This is a genomic window from Amycolatopsis sp. NPDC006131 (assembly GCF_040614175.1).
GTDB classification, from domain to species: domain Bacteria; phylum Actinomycetota; class Actinomycetes; order Mycobacteriales; family Pseudonocardiaceae; genus Amycolatopsis_E; species Amycolatopsis_E tucumanensis.
Window position 1 is genome coordinate 60,441 of sequence record NZ_JBEXTX010000006.1, and the last position, 19,792, is coordinate 80,232.

At 70.5% G+C, this 19,792-nt stretch carries 16 protein-coding genes; 12 read left to right on the forward strand and 4 right to left on the reverse strand.

The genetic code is table 11. The features are described 5' to 3' along the window. The first annotated feature begins 10 nt into the window (after positions 1-10). Positions 11-1,666 (forward strand): AMP-binding protein, encoded by a 1,656-nt coding sequence (locus tag ABZ215_RS05870; protein ID WP_354948026.1) that lies wholly within the window; start codon positions 11-13, stop codon positions 1,664-1,666. On the opposite strand, the gene ABZ215_RS05875 is transcribed toward ABZ215_RS05870, so the two are convergent. The 3 genes from ABZ215_RS05875 to ABZ215_RS05885 form a co-directional block, all read right to left on the reverse strand. Continuing rightward, entirely contained in the window at positions 1,667-2,860 is a 1,194-nt protein-coding gene (locus tag ABZ215_RS05875; protein WP_354948028.1) for a helix-turn-helix domain-containing protein, read from the reverse strand. After that, positions 2,857-4,506, reverse strand: a complete 1,650-nt coding sequence (locus ABZ215_RS05880) for an AMP-binding protein (RefSeq protein ID WP_354948030.1) — start codon at positions 4,504-4,506, stop codon at positions 2,857-2,859. Before ABZ215_RS05880 ends, ABZ215_RS05875 begins: the two co-directional genes overlap by 4 nt. Before the next feature lie 115 nt (positions 4,507-4,621). Continuing rightward, positions 4,622-5,401 carry an enoyl-CoA hydratase-related protein gene (locus ABZ215_RS05885; RefSeq protein ID WP_354948032.1) on the reverse strand — a complete coding sequence of 260 codons (780 nt, stop codon included), beginning with the start codon at positions 5,399-5,401 and terminating at the stop codon, positions 4,622-4,624. A gap of 126 nt (positions 5,402-5,527) precedes the next feature. On the opposite strand from ABZ215_RS05885, the gene ABZ215_RS05890 reads away from it, so the two are divergent. Then, positions 5,528-6,256 carry a hypothetical protein gene (locus ABZ215_RS05890; protein ID WP_354948034.1) on the forward strand — a complete coding sequence of 243 codons (729 nt, stop codon included), beginning with the start codon at positions 5,528-5,530 and terminating at the stop codon, positions 6,254-6,256. 209 nt (positions 6,257-6,465) lie between these two features. Here ABZ215_RS05890 and ABZ215_RS05895 read toward each other — a convergent pair whose 3' ends face one another. Continuing rightward, complete coding sequence (locus tag ABZ215_RS05895; RefSeq protein WP_020418636.1) at positions 6,466-7,122, reverse strand: TetR/AcrR family transcriptional regulator; 657 nt, start codon at positions 7,120-7,122, stop codon at positions 6,466-6,468. A 294-nt stretch (positions 7,123-7,416) separates the two neighbouring features. On the opposite strand from ABZ215_RS05895, the gene ABZ215_RS05900 reads away from it, so the two are divergent. From ABZ215_RS05900 to ABZ215_RS05945, 10 genes are all read left to right on the forward strand, one after another. Then, positions 7,417-8,415, forward strand: a complete 999-nt coding sequence (locus ABZ215_RS05900) for an ABC transporter permease (protein ID WP_354948036.1) — start codon at positions 7,417-7,419, stop codon at positions 8,413-8,415. A 44-nt stretch (positions 8,416-8,459) separates the two neighbouring features. Next, positions 8,460-9,536, forward strand: a complete 1,077-nt coding sequence (locus tag ABZ215_RS05905) for a sugar ABC transporter substrate-binding protein (protein ID WP_354948038.1) — start codon at positions 8,460-8,462, stop codon at positions 9,534-9,536. 67 nt (positions 9,537-9,603) lie between these two features. Next, entirely contained in the window at positions 9,604-11,805 is a 2,202-nt protein-coding gene (locus ABZ215_RS05910; RefSeq protein WP_354948040.1) for an SMP-30/gluconolactonase/LRE family protein, read from the forward strand. Positions 11,806-11,817: 12 nt separating this feature from the next. Beyond that, on the forward strand, positions 11,818-12,927 hold the full coding sequence (locus tag ABZ215_RS05915) for an SMP-30/gluconolactonase/LRE family protein (RefSeq protein ID WP_354948042.1): 1,110 nt from the start codon (positions 11,818-11,820) through the stop codon (positions 12,925-12,927). Beyond that, positions 12,927-14,471: a sugar ABC transporter ATP-binding protein gene (locus ABZ215_RS05920; RefSeq protein WP_354948044.1), complete on the forward strand. Its 1,545-nt coding sequence runs from the start codon at positions 12,927-12,929 to the stop codon at positions 14,469-14,471. The genes ABZ215_RS05915 and ABZ215_RS05920 overlap by 1 nt, the downstream gene beginning before the upstream one ends. A 12-nt stretch (positions 14,472-14,483) precedes the next feature. Further along, entirely contained in the window at positions 14,484-16,022 is a 1,539-nt protein-coding gene (locus tag ABZ215_RS05925; protein ID WP_020418642.1) for an AMP-binding protein, read from the forward strand. Between the two features lie 85 nt (positions 16,023-16,107). Next, positions 16,108-16,686 carry a TetR/AcrR family transcriptional regulator gene (locus ABZ215_RS05930; protein ID WP_237337089.1) on the forward strand — a complete coding sequence of 193 codons (579 nt, stop codon included), beginning with the start codon at positions 16,108-16,110 and terminating at the stop codon, positions 16,684-16,686. A gap of 240 nt (positions 16,687-16,926) precedes the next feature. Further along, positions 16,927-17,685, forward strand: a complete 759-nt coding sequence (locus ABZ215_RS05935) for an SDR family NAD(P)-dependent oxidoreductase (RefSeq protein WP_354948046.1) — start codon at positions 16,927-16,929, stop codon at positions 17,683-17,685. 106 nt (positions 17,686-17,791) lie between these two features. Beyond that, complete coding sequence (locus tag ABZ215_RS05940) at positions 17,792-18,589, forward strand: SDR family oxidoreductase (RefSeq protein ID WP_354948048.1); 798 nt, start codon at positions 17,792-17,794, stop codon at positions 18,587-18,589. Between the two features lie 29 nt (positions 18,590-18,618). Continuing rightward, positions 18,619-19,791, forward strand: a complete 1,173-nt coding sequence (locus ABZ215_RS05945) for a thiolase family protein (RefSeq protein WP_354948175.1) — start codon at positions 18,619-18,621, stop codon at positions 19,789-19,791. The last annotated feature ends 1 nt before the right edge of the window (position 19,792 follow it).

Genomic DNA, 19,792 nt, shown 5'->3' on the forward strand with positions numbered 1-19,792 from the left:
AGGAGTACACATGGGACAGTCCGGCAGCTCTGCCGCGCACGAGTGGAAGCGCGTCCTGGGCACGCTCGACCAGGACCCGGAACGGGGCTTCAACCTCGCCCACGAGTGCTGTGGACGCTGGGCCGCCGACGCCGACCGGCTCGCACTGGTCGTGTGCCACCCGGACGGCAGCGCACAGCGCCACACCTACCGCGACCTCTTCGGCCAGGCGAGCCGGGCCGCCGATGCCTTCGTCGCCGCGGGGCTGCGCCGCGGGGCGAAGGTGGGCGCGATCCTCACCCGCCAGGTCGAGGCCTGGATCGCCGCGCTGGGCGCGTGGCACGCCGGGATGGTCTACGTCCCGCTCTTCTGCGGGTTCGGGCACGACGCCATCGCGCAGCGGCTCAACGCCGCCGGAGTCGAGGCCGTCGTCGTCGACCAGCGCTGGCGGCAGGTCCTGGAGGCCGCCCGGCCGCTGCTGCGGCGCGACATCCAGGTGTTCACCGTCGTCGGCGCCGACGGGGCGGGTCTGCTCGAGGGGGACCGGGACTTCGCCGCCGAGCTCGACGCCGGTCACCCGGTCACGCCGATGGCCGGCACCGCGGCGGACGAGACGGCGGTCGTCATGTTCACCAGTGGGACGACCAGCGAGCCCAAGGGGTGCGTCATCCCGCACGCGGGCGTGATCTCGCTGCTGCCCTGGTTCGACCACAGCGTGACGGCCGGTGAGCGGGACCTCCTGTTCACCACCACGGACCCGGGGTGGTCGTTCGGCCTGCTGTCCACCGGTGCGGCCCCGATGGTGCGCGGGGTCGCCCGGGTCGTGTACACCGGCGACTTCGATCCGGATGCCTGGCTCGACGTCGTGGAACGCGAGGGGGTCACCTGCCTGACCTCCGTACCCACGGCCTACCGCCGGCTGGTCGTCGCCGCGGCCGAGCGGGGCATCCCGTCCTCGGTGCGCTGTGCGGTGAGCGCGGGAGAGCCCCTGGACGCGGACACGGCCGCGCGGTGGCGGCGGTTGTCGGAGGCACCGCTGCGCGACGGATACGGCCAGACGGAACTGGGCATGGTGCTCGCCGACCTCGCCGACGACGGCGGGGAGACGGTGCCCGGCTCGCTCGCCGGTGTCGTCCCCGGCTGGGAGGCGCGCCTGCTCGGCGAGGACGGGGAGTTCGTCGAGGGCCCCGGCCAGGGCGAGATCGTCTTCCGGCGCCCGCCCTACCAGCTGACGAGCAGCTACGCCAACGCCCGCGACCTGTGGGAGTCCCGCCTGGTCGGCGGGGAGTGGTTCCGGACCATGGATGTCGTCCGGCTCGACAAGGACGGCCGGTGGTGGTTCGTGGGACGGGGCGACGACGTCATCGTCACCGCCGGGTACAACGTCGGCCCCGGTGAGATCGAGTCGGTGCTCACCTCGCACCCGTCGGTCCTCGAGGCGGCGGCGGTCGCGGCCCCGGATCCGCGGCGCGGATCGGTGGTGCGTGCAGTGGTGGTCCTCGACGCCGGGGCCACCCCGTCCGCGGCCCTCACCGCCGAGCTCCAGGACCTGGTGCGCCGGGAGATCGGACGGCACGCCTACCCGCGCATCGTCGACTACGTCCCCGATCTGCCCAAGACGGTGACGGGCAAGGTCCGGCGCGCATCGCTGCGGGATCAGCCGCCGCGGCTCGCGGACGCCGGGTAGTCAGGGCGACCGGATCGCGGCGAGAACGAGTCGCACGGCCAGCCTGGCGTCCGGATCGTCCAGATCGAGCGGGGCCAGGTCGGCCAGCCGTTTGAGCCGGTACCGCAGCGAGTTCGCGTGGATGTGCAGAACCTCCGCCGCGCGCCGGACGTCGCCGAACGAGTCGAGGTACACCCGCAGGGTCCGCTGGTAGTCGGTGCCGTGCAGGCGATCGTGCGTGCTCAGCCCGTCCAGCAGACCGCGCGTCAGGACGGGGCGCGCCCGCAGGAAGGACACGACCTCGTCGAGGAGGACCTCGTGCCGCAGGGCGCTGAAGCAGCCGGTGCGGCGCTCGCGCGCCTGGAGGACGCGCAACGTCAGGTCGGCCTCCTCGCGGGACCGGAGTGCGGACGCGAGCCCGTGCACGGCCGAACCGGCGGCAGCGCACACCGGTGCCCGCGCCGCCCGCTCGAGCTCCGCCGAGGTCTCCCGCACCAGTTGGTCCACCGTGGCCTCGGACAGTTCCGGTGCCACGTGCAGCAGGTAGGTCCGCGCGCCGAGGGCGCCCGCGAGCCAGGTGTGCGGCTTCATCCGCGCGTACCGGGACAGCGCGCGCAGCGCTACCGCGCCGAGGGGCTGGGTCCCGGTCCCGAACACCAGGATCACGGCGCCGACGTCGTCCCCGTCGACCCCGAGCTCTTGGGCCAGCTGGGCGGCGGGCAGGTACCCGCCCAGGAACCGGCGGAGCAGCCGTGCCCCTGGGTGCTCGACTCGCGCGCGGCGTCGGCGGGCGAGTTCGGGGGCCACGATGTCGGCGAAGTCGCGGGCGAGGTGTTCGACGTCCGGGGCCGGCTCCGCGTCGCCACTCATGAGCCAGAGGTAGCCCACCACGTGCCCGTCCGATCGGACCGGCCGGATGTAGCGCCGCAGCGGCGACGGCCAGGGTGCGTCGAGCCGGATGAGCCGGTCGTCGCGCTGCAGGCGGTGGCGGATCCCGGACTCCTCCATCCACCGCAACCAACGGTCGGGGGTGCGGCGGTTGAGGATCGCCGACCGCCGCGCCTCGTCGTTGGGCTGCCCGGCGACCGCCGAGTAGGCCAGGACGCGGAAGTCCGCGTCCTCGACCACCACGGGGCCGCCGAGCAGCCGCGCGGCCGTGTCGACGACCTCGAACAGGTCCTCGACGGGCCCGGGCTCCGCCGGGAGCTCGCTCAACCGCCGACCTTGCGGTCACCGGCGGTCCAGTACCGGTCCCGCAGCTGCCGCCGCATGATCTTGCCCGACCCCGTCTTGGGCAGCCCGGTCACGAACTCCACGGACCGGGGTTTCTTGTAGCTCGCGAGGTTCGCCGAGCAGACCGCCACCACCTCCTCCGGGGTCAGCGAGTACCCGTCGCGGACCACGACGACGGCCTTGAGCGCCTCGCCCCAGACCGGGTCCGGGACGCCGATGACGGCGACCTCGGACACCGCGGGCAACGTCGACACGACGTTCTCGATCTCCGTGGGGTACACGTTGAACCCGCCGGTGACCACCATGTCCTTCTTGCGGTCGACGATGTAGAGGTAGCCGTCCTCGTCGAACCGCCCGAGGTCACCGGTGCTCGCCCAGCCCTCGGCGTCGACCATGTCCGCCGTCGCCCCGGGCAGGTGCCAGTAACCCATCATCGTCTGGTCGCCGCGCACGGTGATCTCGCCGACCTCGCCGTGGGGAACCTCGACGCCGGCGTCGTCGACCAGCTTGACCTCGACGAACGGGCTGATCCTGCCGGCGCTCGCCAGGCGTGCGGGAATCCCGCCCGCCGGGTCGAAGGAGTGGTCCTGCCGGGACAGGCAGGCGATGGGGATGGGCAGTTCGCTCAGGCCGTAGAACTGGATGAACACGTCCCCGAACACCTGGCGTGCCCGGGCCAGCCGGTCGGGCGCGATCGGCGATCCGGCGTACACGACGGTGTGCAGCGACCCGTAGTCCCCGGTGCGCTGCTCGGCTGCGAGCACCAGGAGGTTCAGCATCGTCGGCACCATGGGCAGGATCGTCACCCCGTGCCGCTCGACCAGCTCCAGCGTTTCGGTGGCGTCGAACTTCGGGCAGGTCACGTGGGTCGCTCCCCGGACGAAGTACGACGGAGCGACGTACCCGCTGAGGTGGCTCAACGGCGCGACGTGCAGCACGAGGTCGTCGTCGCGGGCCGGTGGCAGCTCCAGGAGCTCGTTGCGCACCATCGCCGCCCAGTTGGCGTGGCTGAGCGTCGCGCCCTTGGGCATCCCGGTCGTCCCGCTCGTGTACAGGATCGCGGCCGGCTCGTGGGGGAGTGGCCGTGTGTAGGGCGCGGGTGCCGCTTCGCGCAACTCCTCCAGCGTCGTGTCACCCGGGCCGCCGTCCACGGTGACCACGTGCCGCAGCGCGGGCAGCTGGTCACGCACCCCGGCCAGCCGCTCGGCCCACTCCGGCGCGGCGAACACCACCGTGGCGGCGCAGTCGGTGAGGATGTGCACCACCTCGCGCAGGTGCAGCCGGACGCTCAGGGCGGTCCGGACGAAGCCGCCGAGGAACAACGCGTGCTCGATTTCGAAGAACTCGGGGCAGTTCCCCAGCAGCAGGACGCCCCGGTCGCCCCGCCGGACGCCCAGGCCGGTGAGCCCGCCGACGATGCGGTGGACGCGCTCGCCCAGCTCGCGGTAGGTGATCGCACTGTCCCCGTGCCGTACGGCGGTCCGGGAGCCGTACTGCCGGTACCCCCGCTCGTAGAGGTCCGCGACCGTGACCTGGGTGGCACGCTGCCGGTGATCAAGTCCGTCGGGGCCGATCACGCCGGAGCCCCCGGACGTGCCCTGACCCACCTGGGTCGTTCCGCTGAGCATCGTCGCCCAACCTCCTCGCCCGGAACAGCTGGTGTACTGATCGGTCTGTAATTGCCGGTCAAATGCTGATTATGCGTGTACCGATCGGTATAAACAAGTACCGCCGGTCGTGCGTTCACCGTCCGGTGAACCGGGCCTTGCCCGGGCCGTGCTCGAGGAAAGACTCCATGCCGATCGTGCGGTCCTCGGTGGCGAACAGTTCGGCGAACACCTCGGACTCGAGGTCCAGGCCCGCGGTCAGGTCACGGTCGAGCCCGCCCTCGATCGCCTTCTTCGCTGCCGCGTAGGCCAGTGCCGGCCCCTCGGCGAACTGGGCCGCGTAGGCGTGGGCCCGGTCGTAGACCTCCTCGGCGGGCACGACCTCATCGACCAGACCCATCTCCAGGGCCTCGGGGGCGCCGACGAAGCGGCCGGTGTAAACGAGGTCTTTCGCCGCGGCCTCGCCCACCAGCCGCGCGAGCCGCTGGGTTCCGCCGCCTCCCGGGATCACGCCGAGCAGGATCTCGGGCAACCCGAGCTTCGCGTCGTCCGCGGCGATGCGGCGGTCGGTGCTCAGGGCGATCTCGAGCCCGCCACCGAGCGCGTACCCGGTGATCGCGCTGACCGTCGGCTTCGGCACGGACGCCAGCGCACCGATGCCCGCCGAGATCCGCCGCGACCGCGCGACCATCTCGGCGTGGGACGCCGACGCGAGCTCACGCACGTCGGCGCCGGCGGCGAAGGTCTTGGGTCCCCCGTGGATCACGACGGCCCGGATGTCGTCGCGGACGGTCAGGGTCACGGCGACCTCGGCCAGTTCCTCCCGCACGGTCCGGTTCAGCGCGTTCACCGGCGGCCGGTCGAGGCGGACGACGCCGACGCCGTCCTCCACCGTCAGCTGGACGTGCTCGGGCATGGGCGACTCCTGTCTGTATCGATCGGTACAAAGGAGGGTAAGGGTGCGATCCGAGGACGTGCTGTGAGCTTTGACATAACCCGGTGACCGGGCAGACCGAGTGGTCCAGAAGAGTAGGGTGGGGCCATGGCCGACGCTGATCTGCACTTCTACTTCGACCCGGTCTGCCCCTTCGCCTGGATGGCGAGCAAATGGGTCCGGATCGTCGCCCGGCAAAAGCGCTACGACGTCGAGTGGCGGTTCATTTCGTTGCGGCTGCTCAACAGCCACATCGACTACGCCGCGCACTTCCCGCCCGAGTACGAGGCGTCGCACACCGCCGGGCTGAAGCTGCTGCGCGTCGCCGCGCGGATCCGTCAGGCGCACGGGCCTGACCCGATCGGGCCGTTCTACGAGGTGCTCGGTGCGGAGACCTTCGAGCGTGAACCGGTGCCGGGCGGCAGTGCCGCCGCGGTGCACCGGGGCACCAGGGCGCTCGCGATCGAGGCGTTGCGGCAGTGCGGGCTGCCTGAGGACAACGCGGACGCGCTGGAGGACTCCGGCTGGGACGCGGAGATCCAGGCGGAAACCGACACCGCCCTGGCGCTCACCGGGAAGGACGTCGGCACGCCCATCCTGCATTTCGAGCCGCCCGAGGGCACCGCGCTCTTCGGGCCGGTGATCAGCCGTCTTCCCACCGAGGAGGAGGCGCTCGAGCTCTGGGACCACGTGGTGGCGCTGGCGCGGTTCCCCGGGTTCACGGAGCTGAAGCGCAGCCTCCGGGAACGTCCCCAGCTGCTGTCGTTCGGCGTGCGGGAGGGTGAAGTGGGGCGGCAGGAGGACTGGCACGGCGGGAGCCGCCGCCAGAAGAAGTAGGCGGTCCGGTCGGCCGGGCCGCGGAGGCTGCGGGCGGGTTCGGCGATGACGCGATCCGCCGGCGGCGGCCGATGGGCCGGTCGTGCGGCGGACGTTCGGTGCGGTGGGAGCCGCGGCCGGGAGAAGGCGTAGCGCGGCCGGCCAGGAGATCGTGGCCGCGACGGACTCGCCGGTTGCGCCGGTGACCGGGCCGGCGGCCGCGGTGGTGGTCAGGGGATGGTGGCCGGAGCCGGTTCCGCGGCGGGTGCCGCCGTCGGCTGGGCGACGTGCCCGGTGGGCCGGAGCTGGCCGTGGATCACGAGGTCGGTGAGCCGGTCGGCGATGTCCTCCGGGGACAGCGGACCGCGCTCGGTGTCGAGCCAGACGTGGGTCCAGTTGAACATGCCCAGCACGCCGAGCACGACCACCCGGTCCGCGCTGGCGAAGACTCCCTCGCGTACCCCCGCGCGCAGCACCTCGGCGAAGAGGTTCTCGTACTCGTCGCGCAACGCGGTCAGCTGCGTCGCGCGCTTGCCGCTCAGCGCGTGCATTTCCCGGATCACCACAGTCACCTCGTCGCAGCGCGCGGCCATGATGCGCAAGTGTTCCCTGGCGAGCGCGCGCAGCTTCTCCGTCGCGGGGATGTCTTGCGCCACCACGGCCCTGCCCCGTTCGAGCGCCTCCTCGACGTGGCGCTTCGACAGGTCGTACAACAGGTCCTCTTTGGACCGGATGTGGTAGTAGAGAGCGCCGCGCTGCAGACCGGCCGCCTCGCCGAGCTCGGCGACGCCGGTGGCGTGATAGCCCTTGCGTGCGAAGATCTCGGCCGCGACGCGCAGAATGCGCTCGTGGGTCGACTCGCCCGACGTGTCCCGCCGGTGTGCCATCGTTCCTCCCCGATTCGCCGATCGATGTCAGCGTACCGATCAGTATAGGGATCGCAACGGGCAGCGGCTGGCCACGAAGCCGACGGCAGGGCGGTCCACGTACCCACGCGTAGCAATGCGGCAGCAGGTCCGCCAGGCGGTGGAGCCGGCATTTTGTGAGCGCCGTCACTCATCTGGGTGAAGTCTGGTCGCGGCTGCTCGATCAGGGATTGACTCGCCGCAGATCACCTGTACCGTTCGGTCCGACGTTGATACTGACCGATCGATACAGAGCCATCGGACAATGGAGTGGCGATGAGCGGAACTCTTTTGCGGCGGCGATCCGGCCTGCCGGCCAACATCTCCCAGGAGCAAATCGTCCTCGTGGTGGTCGTGGCGCTCTTCGTGGTTTTCGGCCTGACCCTCAACGGCTTCCTCGAGCTGAACAACCTTGTCAACCTGGTCCGCAGCGTGTCGTCGCTCGGAATCTTCGGCGTGGCGATGGCGGTCGTGGTGATCGCACGCGGTATGGACCTCTCGCTCATCGCTTCGATGGGCGTCGCCACCGCGGTGGCGATCCAGCTGATGCGCACCGAAGTCAGCACGCCCGTCGCGCTGATCGTGGGCATCGGGATCGTGCTCGTGATGGGACTGTTCAACGGATTCCTGATCGCGTTCGCCGAGATCCCGGCCCTGTTCGCGACGCTGGCCTCCGGCCTGCTCGTCTACGGCCTGGCGCGCACGACCGTCCTCGATGGACTGATCGCTGAACTTCCCGGCGACCGGCACTTCGTCGTCGCCCTCGGTCAGGGCACCTTGTTCGGCATCCCGGTCCCCATCATCGTGTTCGTGGTGACCGCGGTGCTGGCGCAGGTCATGCTGTCGCGGACCAAGACCGGCCGGTTCATCTACGCACACGGCGACAACGCGGGCGCGGCGGCCCTGTCGGGTGTTTCCGTCCGGCCACTCACCATCTTCGAGTACATGGCCAGCGCCGCGATCGGGTTCGTCGGCGGCCTCATCGTCGCCGGTTCCGTCGGCGGGCTCAACACGCAGGTGATCGACAGCTCGCTGATCTACGACGTGCTGCTCGTCGTCGTGGTCGGTGGCATCAGCCTGGTCGGTGGGCGGGGCAGCGTGCTGAGCGTGGTCGTGGGCACCGCGCTGATCGGTGTGATGCTCAACGGGATGACGATCCTCAACATGAACACGCACGAGCAGGACATCATCAAGGGCTTGATCCTGCTCGCGGCGCTCGTGCTGGACAACCGGCTGCACCCGCGTGACGAGGAGACCGTCCGCCAGGGCGACTGAACCCCGGACAACGGATTTCGACACAAGGACAAGGAGGTCCTGCCATGCGAATCGGCAAATCGCGGATGCTGCGGATCAGCGGGCTCGCCGCGGCCGCCGTGCTGGCTGTCACCGGCTGCTCGACCGGGGGCAGCGCCCAGACCACGGCCGCGGGGAACAACCAAGTGCCGCCGACGGCTTCCGCGGGCGAGTTGCGCGACCACGCGCTGAACAGCTTGCAGGGCAAGACGGCCGCGTTCGTGCCGGTCGGCATGGGCACCCCGCTGATGGAGGAGTGGAACCGGCAGCTGGAACGCGGCTTCAAGGCCGCCGGCATGAACTACGTGCTGCGCGATCCCAACTGGGACACCGCGAAGCAGGCCGAGGCCGTGCAGTCGCTCATCAACGAGAAGCCCGCGGTCCTGGTGGTGCACAACTTCGACGTGCAGATCCTCGCCAAGCTCATCCAGCAGGCGCAGCAGGCCGGGATCTACGTCATCCAGATCAACATGGTGAGCAACTACAAGTCCGACGCCTTCGTCGGCGCCGACACCATCGACCTCGGCCGCCGGATCGCCACCGACATCGTCGCGCAGTGCGGTGCGAACACGCCGACGTCGCACGAGGTGCAGATCGTGCAGGGCGACGCGACCTCCGGCTTCACGCTCGACGTGATGGCCGGTGCGAAGCAGGTCTTCGACCAGCACCCGGAGATCAAGATCGTCTCCACGCAGGCGGCGAACTGGGACCGCACCAAGGCACACGACATCACGGCGACGGTGATCCAGCAGCACCCGAACCTGTGCGCCAGCTGGGGTTTCTGGGACCAGATGCAGTACGGAGCGGCCGCCGCGATCAAGGAGGCGGGCAAGCTCGGCCAGGTCAAGGTGTTCACCTCCGACCACAGCAACATCGCCTGCGAGGGCATCCGCGACGGCATGTTCTTCCAGTCCTACGGCTACTCGGTGCCCACGCAGGGCACGGACATCGTGGCGATCGCGAAGTACCTGGTCCAGTCCGGACAGGCCCCCGGCACGGCCCGGATCGCCGACTACACGCCGCTGGTGAAGATCGACAAGTCCAACTGGAACCAGCCGAACATGTGCTACGACGGCAAGAACGACGGGCTGACCGTTCGCTGATCCCATCCCCGCCGGGACGCCTCCCGCCCGCGGCGTCCCGGCGCCCCAGCTCCGGAGAGGGAGAACCATGACGGCAACTGCGGACGTGCGGCCCGCGACACCGCGGCGCCGCCCACCTGAGCGCAACGTCCGAGAGCACGAAACCGTTCGCGACCGGCTTCGCCACCTGCGTTACCGCGCCTCGCCGCAACAGTTCTTCGCCGAGCTGTTCGAGAAGAGGTGGATGGAGCCGGCCATCCCGCTGGCCATCCTGATCGCGGTGATCGTGTTCTTCTCCGTCGCGGCCCCGGGTTTCGCCACCTCCGCGAACCTGCTGTCGACGGCGGCGGAGCTCGCGGAGATCTCGTTGATCTGCCTCGGCATGGCCGTGGTGATGATCTCCGGGGGCATCGATCTGTCCGTCGGCTCGATGTTCGGGCTGTGCAACATGGTCGTGATCCTGCTGATCACCGTCGCCGGGGTGCCGGTCGTGCCGGCGATCCTGCTGACGCTGGTGGCCGGTGCCCTGCTGGGCGCCACCAACGGCACGATCGTCGCCTACCTCAAGGCACGGCCGTTCCTGACCACGTTGGTCACGCTGATCATCTTCCGTGGCGTGCTGAACCTGCTCGACCTGCACTACTCGGCCAAGACCGCTTCGGTGTTCGTCATGGACCCGGTGTGGGACTGGTTCGGCACGGGCAAGGTCGCCGGCCTGCCGTTCAGCTTCGTCACCTTGCTGGTCGTGCTCGTCGCCGGGCACATCGTGCTCAGCAGGTCGCGGCTCGGGTGGCACATCACCGCGGTCGGCGCGAGCCGGCGGGCCGCCCGCCACGCCGGCATCCGCGTGGAGCGGGTCCTGCTGATCAGCTACGTGTTCGCCGGGGCGCTGTGCGCGCTGGCGGGGGTCTTCTACGCGGCGCGGCTGAGCAGCGCCAGCGCGCGCGTCGGCGAGGGTCTCGAGCTGAACGTGCTGACCGCGGTCATCCTGGGCGGCATCAGCCTCACCGGCGGCAAGGGCACCGTCTGGCGTGCCTTCATCGGCGCGGCGACGATCAGCCTGCTGGGCAAGGGTTTGCTGCTGATGGACGTGGGCGGCGAGGTCCTGCAGACCGTGCTCGCGGTGGTGCTGATCGTCGCCGTGGGTCTGGACACCAAGTGGGGCAAGAACCGCGGCAAGGCCATCCAGAAGACCTACGTCAACCCGACCCTGGTCGAGTACGGCCCGCTGCCGGACGTCCGGCCGGGCTCGGGCAGCCCGTTCGAGATCAACGACCGGCTGCGCGACGCGGAAGCGATCGGGCTCGGCGAGGTCGAGGGTCCCGAGGACGTGATCGTGGACTCGCGGGGACGCGTCTACTGCGGTACCCGGCAAGGCTGGATCCTCCGCTTCTCCGGACCCGATTTCAGCGAGCGCGAGGTCTTCGCCCGCATCGGCGGGCACCCGCTCGGCATGGCGTTCGACGCCGACGAGAACCTGATCGTGTGCGTCGGCGGCATGGGTCTGTATTCCGTGTCCCCGGACGGAAAGCACCGCAAGCTCTCCGACGAGACCAACCGGACGTGGGTCCAGCTGCGGGACGACTCGCGGTTGCGCATGGCCGACGACCTCGACATCACACCGGACGGCAAGGTCTGGTTCAGCGAGGCCACCACCCGCTTCGACATGGCCGACTGGATCCTCGACGGCGTCGAGGGCAGGCCCAACGGGCGGCTGCTCTGCTACGACCCCGCCACCGGGAAGACCCGGACGGTGATCCGGGATCTGGTGTTCCCCAACGGGATCTGCAGCTGCCACGACGGCGAGTCGCTGCTCATCGCGCAGACCTGGCTGTGCCGCATCCTGCGGTACTGGCACAGCGGGCCGAAGAAGGGCAGGCTGGAGATCTTCATGGACAACTTCCCCGGCTACCTGGACAACATCAACCGGGCCTCCGACGGCACCTACTGGGTGGCGCTCAACGGGATGCGTTCACCCGCCTACGACCTCGCGATGCGCATGCCCACCTTCCGGCGCCGCATGATGAAGCGCATTCCGCGCGACGAATGGCTCTACCCGAGCATGAACCACGGCTGCGTGGTCAAGGTGTCCGACGCCGGAGAGGTGCTGGAAGCCTACTGGGATCCGGGCGGGGAGAAGCACTCCACCATCACGTCGATGCGCGAGCACAACGGCTACCTCTACATCGGGGGGCTCGAGAACAACCGGATCGGCCGCGTCGAGCTCCGCGCCGGTCGACCCGAAATGGCCACCACCGAGCGGGCGGGCCGTCCCGCCACGGTCGGCTGAGGAGGAGGACCGATGCCCCGAGTCGAAGCCTGGGAACTGGTCAAGGAGTTCCTCTTTCCCGGCAGGTCCGAGCACCGGGCCATCCCGCCGCTGGACGGCGGGCTCACGCCGAACGACGAGCTCGACGCCGTCGCGACCGCGATCGACGGTCTGACCGAGCCCGAGGACGTGTGCCTGGACGAGCGCGGCGACCTGTACGTGAGCACCGCCGACCGGGTGGTGCGGGTGTCCGGTCCGGACTTCCGGCACTCCGAGGTGCTCGCCACCCTGCCGGGGCCGGCCGGCGCGCTGGAGCCCGGTCCCGACGGCCTGCTGGTGGGTGTGGCGGGGACCGGCCTGATGCGGGTGGGCCGTGACGGGGCGGCGGAGCTGGTGACCGCGGCCGACGAGTCCGGTGTGCCGATCCACTGCCCGACCGACGTCGCGCTCGCCGGCGACGGCACGATCTACCTCACCGACGGGTCGACGCGGCACCACGGCCGGGACTGGGTCCGGGACCTGATGGAGCAGAACGCCCGCGGACGGCTGCTGCGCCACGACCCCCGGTCCGGTCGCACCACCGTGCTGGCCGGCGGACTGGCCTACGCCAGCGGAGTTTCGCTGACACCCGGGCAGGACGCGCTCGTCGTCTGCGAGGCGTGGGCGCACCGGGTCCGCCGCTACCCGCTGGCCGGCGGAGCCGGTCGCACCTTGCGCGAGAACCTGCCCGGTTACCCGGGCCGGATCAACCCGGCCCCGGGCGGCTACTGGCTGGCGATGTTCGCGCTGCGCACCCAGCTGGTGGAGTTCGTGCTGACCCAGCGCGACTACGTCGAGGAGATGATGCGCACGATCGAGCCGGACTACTGGATCCGGCCCGCGCTGCGCGGCCTCGACTCCGGCCTGGAACCGTTGCAGGGCGGGCAGATCCGCAAGCTCGGCGTGATCAAGCCGTGGGCGCCCCCGCGGTCCTACGGCCTGGTGGCCCGGCTGGACGAGGAGGGCTACGTGGTCTCGAGCATGCACAGCCGCGGCGGTGGCCGGCGGCACGGTGTCACCTCGGCCCGCCAGTGCGGAAGCCGGCTGTTCATCGCGGTGCACGGCGGGGACCAGGTGCTGGTGACCGGGGCGGGGGAGGCGTGATGAACCAGTCCATCGTGGAGCAGCTGGAGATCGACCCGGCGGCCGGGCAGACCCTGCTCGTCGAGATGTCGAAGGTGACCAAGACCTACCGCGGCGTGCACGCGATCCACGACATCGACTTCGACCTGCGCGCCGGTGAGGTGCACGCGCTGGTCGGCGAGAACGGCGCGGGCAAGTCGACGCTGTGCAAGATCCTCGCCGGCGCGGTGCAGCACTCGAGCGGGGAGCTGCGGATCGGTGGCGAGCTGGTGAACTTCCGCCGCCCGCACGACGCGCTCGAGCACGGGATCGCGATGGTGTACCAGGAGACGAGCCTGGTGCCGACGATGACCGCGGCGCAGAACATCGAGCTGGGGCACGAAAAGGTGCTGACCCGTTTCCGCTCGCTCAACATCGGGGCCCAGCAGCTGCTGCAGTCGATGAACTTCCACGTGGATCCGACGGCCTACGTGTCCACCTTGGGCGCGGCGAAGAAGCAGATGGTGGAGATCGCGCGGGCCCTGCGCTCCCGGGCGCGGATCGTCATCTTCGACGAGCCGACCGCGAGCCTCACCCCCGAGGAGACGCTCCACCTGTTCAACGTCATCAACGATCTCCGCGCGGCGGGCCTGGGCGTCATCTACGTGTCGCACGCCCTGGAGGAGTCGCTCAAGATCGCCGACCGGGTCACCGTCCTGCGTGACGGGGAGCGGGTGGCGTGCCTGGAAGCGGCCGAGACCGACCGGGACGAGATCGTCCGGCACATGGTGGGGCGCGAACTGGGCGGCGCCACCCGGGTGGAGCCGCGTCGTACCCCGGACGTTCGCAAGCGCCGTGTGCTGGAGGTCGAGAACCTCATCCTGGGCAACGTCGTGAAGAACATGTCGTTCTCCGCCTACGCGGGGGAGGTGCTCGGCATCGCGGGGCTGATCGGCAGCGGTCGCACCGAAACCGCGAAGATCATCGCCGGGGCGCTCAAGCGCAACCGCATCCACGGCGGCCGCGTGCTGCTCAACGGCAAACCGGTGCGCTACCGGGTGCCGAAGCAGGCGATCGACGACGGGATCGTCTACATCACCGAGGATCGCAAACTGGACGGGTTCTTCGAGACGATGACCATCGCCGAGAACCTCTACCTCGGCCTGCTCGCCTCGCGCAAGGGGCGGCGGCAGTGGTGGTTGTCCTCCGCGCGGCGCAAGCGGGTGGCGAAGGAGTGGAGCGACCGGCTGCGGATCAAGGCGATCAACGCCGACGCGAAGATCGTCGAGCTCTCCGGCGGGAACCAGCAGAAGGTGGTCGTCGGCAAGTCGCTGGTGGCGGACCCGGAGGTGGTCATCTTCGACGAGCCGACCCGCGGTGTGGACGTCGGCGCGATCGAGGAGATCCACCAGTTGATCCGGCAGCTCGCCGACGAGGGCAAGGCGGTCATCGTGATCTCGTCCTACCTGCCGGAGATCCTCGCCGTGTCGGACCGGATCCTGGTCGCCCGGTTCGGTCGCACCGTGGCCGAGTTCAGCCGGGAAGAGGCCACCCAGGAAAAGATCATGTACGCCGCGATCTTCTGAAGCGGAGCGAAAATGGACAGTTACACGGTGGCCGAGCTGCTGCGCAAACCGCGCCTGGCCGGCCGGGTCAACGAAGGCCGCGTGGCGGTCGTCTTCGAAAGCCGTGAGGTCACCTTCGACGAGCTCGACGAGCGGTCGGACCGGCTCGCGGCCGCCCTGCACGCCCAGGGTTTCGCCAAGGGCGACCGGGTCGGCGTGCTGCTGCACAACCGGGTCGAATGGGTGGAGCTCTTCTTCGCCGTCGCCAAGCTCGGCGGGGTGGTGGTGCCGCTCAACTACCTGCTCAAGGCCGGTGAGCTGCGCTACATCCTGGACGACTGCGCGGCGTCCTGGGTGGTGTACGAGCAGGCGCTGGAACCGGTGGTGAAGGAGCTGCGCGCCGGCGGGTCGGCCGCCCGGTACGTCGGCGTGGGCACCGTGGACGGGGATTTCGCGTATGAGGAGCTGATCTCGCGGGCCGGCCCGCCGCCGGAGGTCGAGGTCGGCTCGGGAGACCTGTTCCTGCTGCAGTACACCTCCGGGACCACCGGTGCGCCGAAAGGCGCGATGCACACCCACGCCACGGTGCTGTGGAACTCCTTCCACCAGGTCGTGGACTACGGCATCACCGCGGACGAGGTGTACCTGGTGGTGCCCGCCTTGTGCTGGGCGGCGGGGTTCCACGACCTCGCCCTCGCGACGTTGTGGCGGGGCGGGCGGGTGGTGCTCTCGCCCAGTACCGGCTTCACCCCCGAGCGGTTCCTCGCCATGGTGGAACGGCACCGGGTGACGTCCGTGCTGCTCGTTCCCACGGTGCTCAAGCGTGTGCTCGGGCATCCCGGCCTCGGCGACCACGATGTCAGCTCGCTGCGGCTGATCTGCAGCGGCGGCGAACCGGTGCCGCTGACCGCGCTCGCCGACGCCCGCCGCCTGCTCCCGTCCTGTGCGGTGCTGCAGGTGTACGGGATGAGCGAGTTCCCCACGATGATGACCTACGTACGACCTGACGAGGCCGTGGGCAAGGCGGGCTCCGCCGGGCGCGCCTGCAGCGCGGCCGAGGTGCGGGTGGTGGACGAGCGCGGGCAGGACACCGCGCCGGGCGAGGTCGGCGAGATCATCTGCCGCTCGCCGGCCACGATGATCGGCTACTACGGCAAGCCGGACGCGACGGCCGCCACCCTCGAGGGCGGCTGGCTGCACACCGGTGACCTGGCCCACGTCGATGAGGACGGCTACCTCTACATCTCCGGCCGGTCGAAGGACATGATCATCACCGGCGGGCTGAACGTGTACCCGGCCGAGGTGGAACGCGTGGTCGCGCAGCACCCGGCGGTCCTCGAGGCCGCGGTGGTGGGTGTCCCGGACCCGGAGTGGGGCGAGGTCGGCGCGGCCATGGTGGTCCTGCGGCCCGGGTGCGAGCTCGGCGAGGAGGAGCTGACGCGGTACCTGAAGAGCGAGCTGGCGACCTACAAGATCCCGCGCCGGTTCACCTTCACCGGCACGTCGCTGCCGCGCACGACCTCGGGGAAGGTGCAGAAGTTCCGGGTGCGGAACCTCCTGGGTCTGCGCTGACCACGCCTGAACGCCGGTAGCGCGCCTCCGGGCGATATCATGTGGATCGTTCGGTCCACGATCGGGAGTGAGGGCGGCGTCGGCTATGACGGTCACGAGTTTCGAGGCGAACAGGGCGCGCGTGATCGGCATCGCGGCGGATCTGTTCGCCCGGAACGGCTACCACGGCACCGGGATGGCCGAGCTGGGGCAGGCGGTCGGGCTCGGCCGGGGCGCGCTCTACCACTACATCGGCAGCAAGGAGGCCGTGCTCTACGCGATCAGCAAGGAGCAGGTCGACAAGATGAACAGCTACGCCGAGGCGCTGCTCGACCAGGATCTCTCTCCGGAGGAGCTGCTCCGGCGGATGGCCCGCGGGCTGCTGGCCAACATCGCCGAGCACCGCTCCGAGTGGGCCGTGTTCTTCCGCGAGTACACCGCACTGACCGGTGAGCGCCGGGACCACGTCATCGCGGCCCGCGAACGGTACGAAAGCTACTGGCGGCAGGCGCTGGACAACGGCGTGCGTGCGGGGGTGCTGCGCCAGACCCCGCGCCTGCTGGTGAAAGGGATCCTGGGCATGCTCAACTACACGTACCTGTGGATGGAGCCCGACGGCGAGCTGAAACCCGACGAGGTCGCGGACATGTTCCTCGACGCGCTGATCGACGGCATCCGGGCCTGACGCGGATCGAGCGGCCCCACGATTCCGCGCCACCTGCCTTGCGGAAAATGTGACGTGTACCGTTCGGTACGAAACTGCTTGTCGTTGTTTCGCCTGCTCTGCTACAAACAGGGGACATCGGCTGCCCGCCAACGGGTTTTGTGGACCGGGTCTCCCTCGCCGGGCCCTCGCGGCCGGCTCGTTCTCCTTGTCCTTCCGTGGCTTCCCTGCGCCGGTGTCGCCGACGTGGAAGGAAACGACATGCGAATCGACGACAGCGCTGCCCTGGTCACCGGCGGTGCGTCCGGGCTCGGCCAGGCGACGGCCCGCCTGCTGGCCGAGAAGGGGGCGCGGGTCTTCGCGCTCGACCTGCCCGCGGCGGTCGCGGCGGCCACCCCGGTCGAGGGGGTGACCTATGTCGAGGCCGACGTCACCGATGCCGACCAGGTGCAGGCGGCCGTCGGCACGGCCGCCGACGCGGGCGCGCCGCTGCGGATCGCGGTGAACTGCGCGGGGATCGCCCCGTCGGCCCGCATCGTGTCCCGCTCGGGCAGGCACGACGTGGCCCTCTTCCGGAAGGTCCTCGACATCAACCTCACCGGCACCTTCATCGTGCTGACCGTCGCCGCCGAGGCGATCGCCACGACCGAGCCGCTGGCGGACGGCGCGCGCGGGGTGGTGGTCAACACCGCGTCGGCCGCCGCGTTCGACGGGCAGATCGGGCAGGCCGCCTACGCCGCGTCGAAGGGCGGCGTCGTCGGGCTGACCTTGCCCGCGGCCCGGGATCTGGCGTCCTCGGGCATCCGGGTGATGACCATCGCGCCTGGCATCGTCGACACCCCGATGATGGCCACCGTCGCCGAGGGGTACCGAGCCGGGCTCGCGGCCGGCGTCCCGTTCCCGCCGCGGTTCGGGCGGCCCGACGAGTACGCGCGGCTCGTCGCCACCATCGTCGAACACGATTACCTCAACGGCGAAGTCATCCGGATGGACGGAGCGATCCGGATGGCGCCGCGATAGGGAATCCGCGCGGCGAAGACGGGCGAAACTCTGCTCGAAGTCTTGTACCGACCGGTCTATACAGGTATTGTTCGAGCCAGTCCAGCGTCGGATCCCGGGAGGAATCGTGACCAGCAGCGCGGGGTGTGCCCTCGTCACCGGCGGGGCGGGCGGAATCGGCCGCGAGGTCGTCCGGCAACTCGCCGAACGCGGACTGCACGTCATCGTCGCCGACCTCGACATCGACGCGGCCGGCCGCGCGGCGGACGAAGCCGGAGCCGCCTCCGCGGTGGCCTTCGACGTGGGTGACCCCGGAGCCTGGGAAGTGGCGGTCGAAGCCGTCGGGGCCGCCGGTCTCCCCCTCACCGCGCTGGTGCTGAACGCGGGCGTCGCACTCGGCGAAGCGGAGCTCCTCGACGTCGATCCCGTGGCCTACCGCCGCACGTGGTCGGTCAACGTCGACGGCGTGGTCCACGGCTTGCAGGCCCTCGTGCCGCGGCTGCTGGCCGCGCGCGGGCGCGCGGTCGTGACCGCGTCACTCGCGGGCATGACCGCGGTGCCGTTCGATCCGGTGTACGCGATGACGAAGCACGCGGTGATCGGCTTGGTCCGGAGCTACGCGCCCACGCTCGCCGCCAAGGGGGTCGGGCTGCACGCGGTCTGCCCCGGCCTGGTCGACACGCCGATGCTGGGCGCCGCCCGTCCCGAGCTCGACCGGCTCGGCTTCCCGCTGGTCACCGTGCCCGACGTGGCACGTGCGCTGGTCTCGTGCGCCGTCGGCGACGACCCGAGCGAGGTCGTCGTCGTCCAGCCCGGCCGGGAACCCGTGCCCTATCGGTTCGCCGGCGTGCCCGGCGGCCGCACGGGCGGCCCGATGCCCGCCCTGCCGTCCCGGCTGCCGATCGGCACCCGCCGGTCGGTGTGAACCCGCCCCAGGGAGGAACCATGACACCAGTGCGCGACGCGGTCATCGTCGACGTTGTGCGCACGCCCGTCGGCAAGGGGAAGAAGGGCGGTGCGCTCTCGCACGTCCACCCCGTGCACCTGCTCGCCGACGTCCTCGCCGCACTCGTCCGGCGCGCCGATCTCGATCCGGCCCTGGTCGACGACGTGATCGGCGGTTGCGTCACCAAGGCGGGGGAGCAGGCGATCAACCCCACCCGCAGCGCCGTGCTGGCCGCGGGCTTCCCGCTCTCGGTGCCGGCGACCACGATCGACCGGCAGTGCGGTTCGAGCCAGCAGGCCGTGCACTTCGCGGCACAGGCCATCCAGGCCGGTGCGGCCGACATCGTCATCGCGTGCGGTGTCGAATCGATGTCGCGGGTGCCGATGCACTCCGACGCCCAGGGGGCCGACCACCTCGGCTCGCGGATCGCGGAGCGGTTTCCCGGTGGCGGGCTCATCGGCCAGGGGCTTTCCGCCGAGCTGATCTGCGCCCGCTGGCAGCTGGACCGCGACGAGCTGGACGAGTTCTCCGCGGCCTCGCACCACCGCGCCGCAGCCGCGCGGGATGCCTTCGCGCCCGATCTGATCACCGTCACCGACGCCCCCGGGGTGACCGTCGACGAGACCGTCCGGCCGGGGACCACGGTCCAGGCGCTCGCCGGGCTCCGGCCGTCCTTCGTGGACGAAGCGGCTGCGCGGCGGTTCCCCGAGATCGACTGGAAGATCACGCCGGGCAACTCCTCGCCGCTGACCGACGGTGCGGCGGGCCTCCTGCTGATGAGCGCGGAGAAGGCCGAGCAGCTGGGCCTGACCCCGCGGGCGCGGGTGCACTCGATGGCCGTCGTCGGGGACGACCCGATCGTCATGCTCATGGGCGTCGTGCCGGCCACCCGCGCGGTGCTCGAGCGTGCCGGGCTGACCGCCGACGACATCGACCTGTTCGAGGTGAACGAGGCGTTCGCGCCGGTGCCGCTGGCCTGGATGAACGATCTCAAGGTGGAGCACGACCGGCTCAACGTGCACGGCGGTGCCATCGCGCTCGGCCACCCGCTGGGCGCCAGCGGCGCCCGGATCATGACGACGCTCGTCGGCGCGCTGGAGCGTCGCGGGGCCCGCTTCGGGCTCCAGACGATGTGCGAGTGGGGCGGCATGGCCAACGCCACGATCGTCGAGCGGATCTGAC

Coding starts and splice junctions, on each gene's coding strand:
- ABZ215_RS05870 (WP_354948026.1), top strand. CDS start 11: ATGGGACAGTCCGGCAGCTCTGCCGCGCACGAGTGGAAGCGCGTCCTG.
- ABZ215_RS05880 (WP_354948030.1), bottom strand. CDS start 4,506: ATGCTCAGCGGAACGACCCAGGTGGGTCAGGGCACGTCCGGGGGCTCC.
- ABZ215_RS05885 (WP_354948032.1), bottom strand. CDS start 5,401: ATGCCCGAGCACGTCCAGCTGACGGTGGAGGACGGCGTCGGCGTCGTC.
- ABZ215_RS05890 (WP_354948034.1), top strand. CDS start 5,528: ATGGCCGACGCTGATCTGCACTTCTACTTCGACCCGGTCTGCCCCTTC.
- ABZ215_RS05895 (WP_020418636.1), bottom strand. CDS start 7,122: ATGGCACACCGGCGGGACACGTCGGGCGAGTCGACCCACGAGCGCATT.
- ABZ215_RS05900 (WP_354948036.1), top strand. CDS start 7,417: ATGAGCGGAACTCTTTTGCGGCGGCGATCCGGCCTGCCGGCCAACATC.
- ABZ215_RS05905 (WP_354948038.1), top strand. CDS start 8,460: ATGCGAATCGGCAAATCGCGGATGCTGCGGATCAGCGGGCTCGCCGCG.
- ABZ215_RS05910 (WP_354948040.1), top strand. CDS start 9,604: ATGACGGCAACTGCGGACGTGCGGCCCGCGACACCGCGGCGCCGCCCA.
- ABZ215_RS05915 (WP_354948042.1), top strand. CDS start 11,818: ATGCCCCGAGTCGAAGCCTGGGAACTGGTCAAGGAGTTCCTCTTTCCC.
- ABZ215_RS05920 (WP_354948044.1), top strand. CDS start 12,927: ATGAACCAGTCCATCGTGGAGCAGCTGGAGATCGACCCGGCGGCCGGG.
- ABZ215_RS05925 (WP_020418642.1), top strand. CDS start 14,484: ATGGACAGTTACACGGTGGCCGAGCTGCTGCGCAAACCGCGCCTGGCC.
- ABZ215_RS05930 (WP_237337089.1), top strand. CDS start 16,108: ATGACGGTCACGAGTTTCGAGGCGAACAGGGCGCGCGTGATCGGCATC.
- ABZ215_RS05935 (WP_354948046.1), top strand. CDS start 16,927: ATGCGAATCGACGACAGCGCTGCCCTGGTCACCGGCGGTGCGTCCGGG.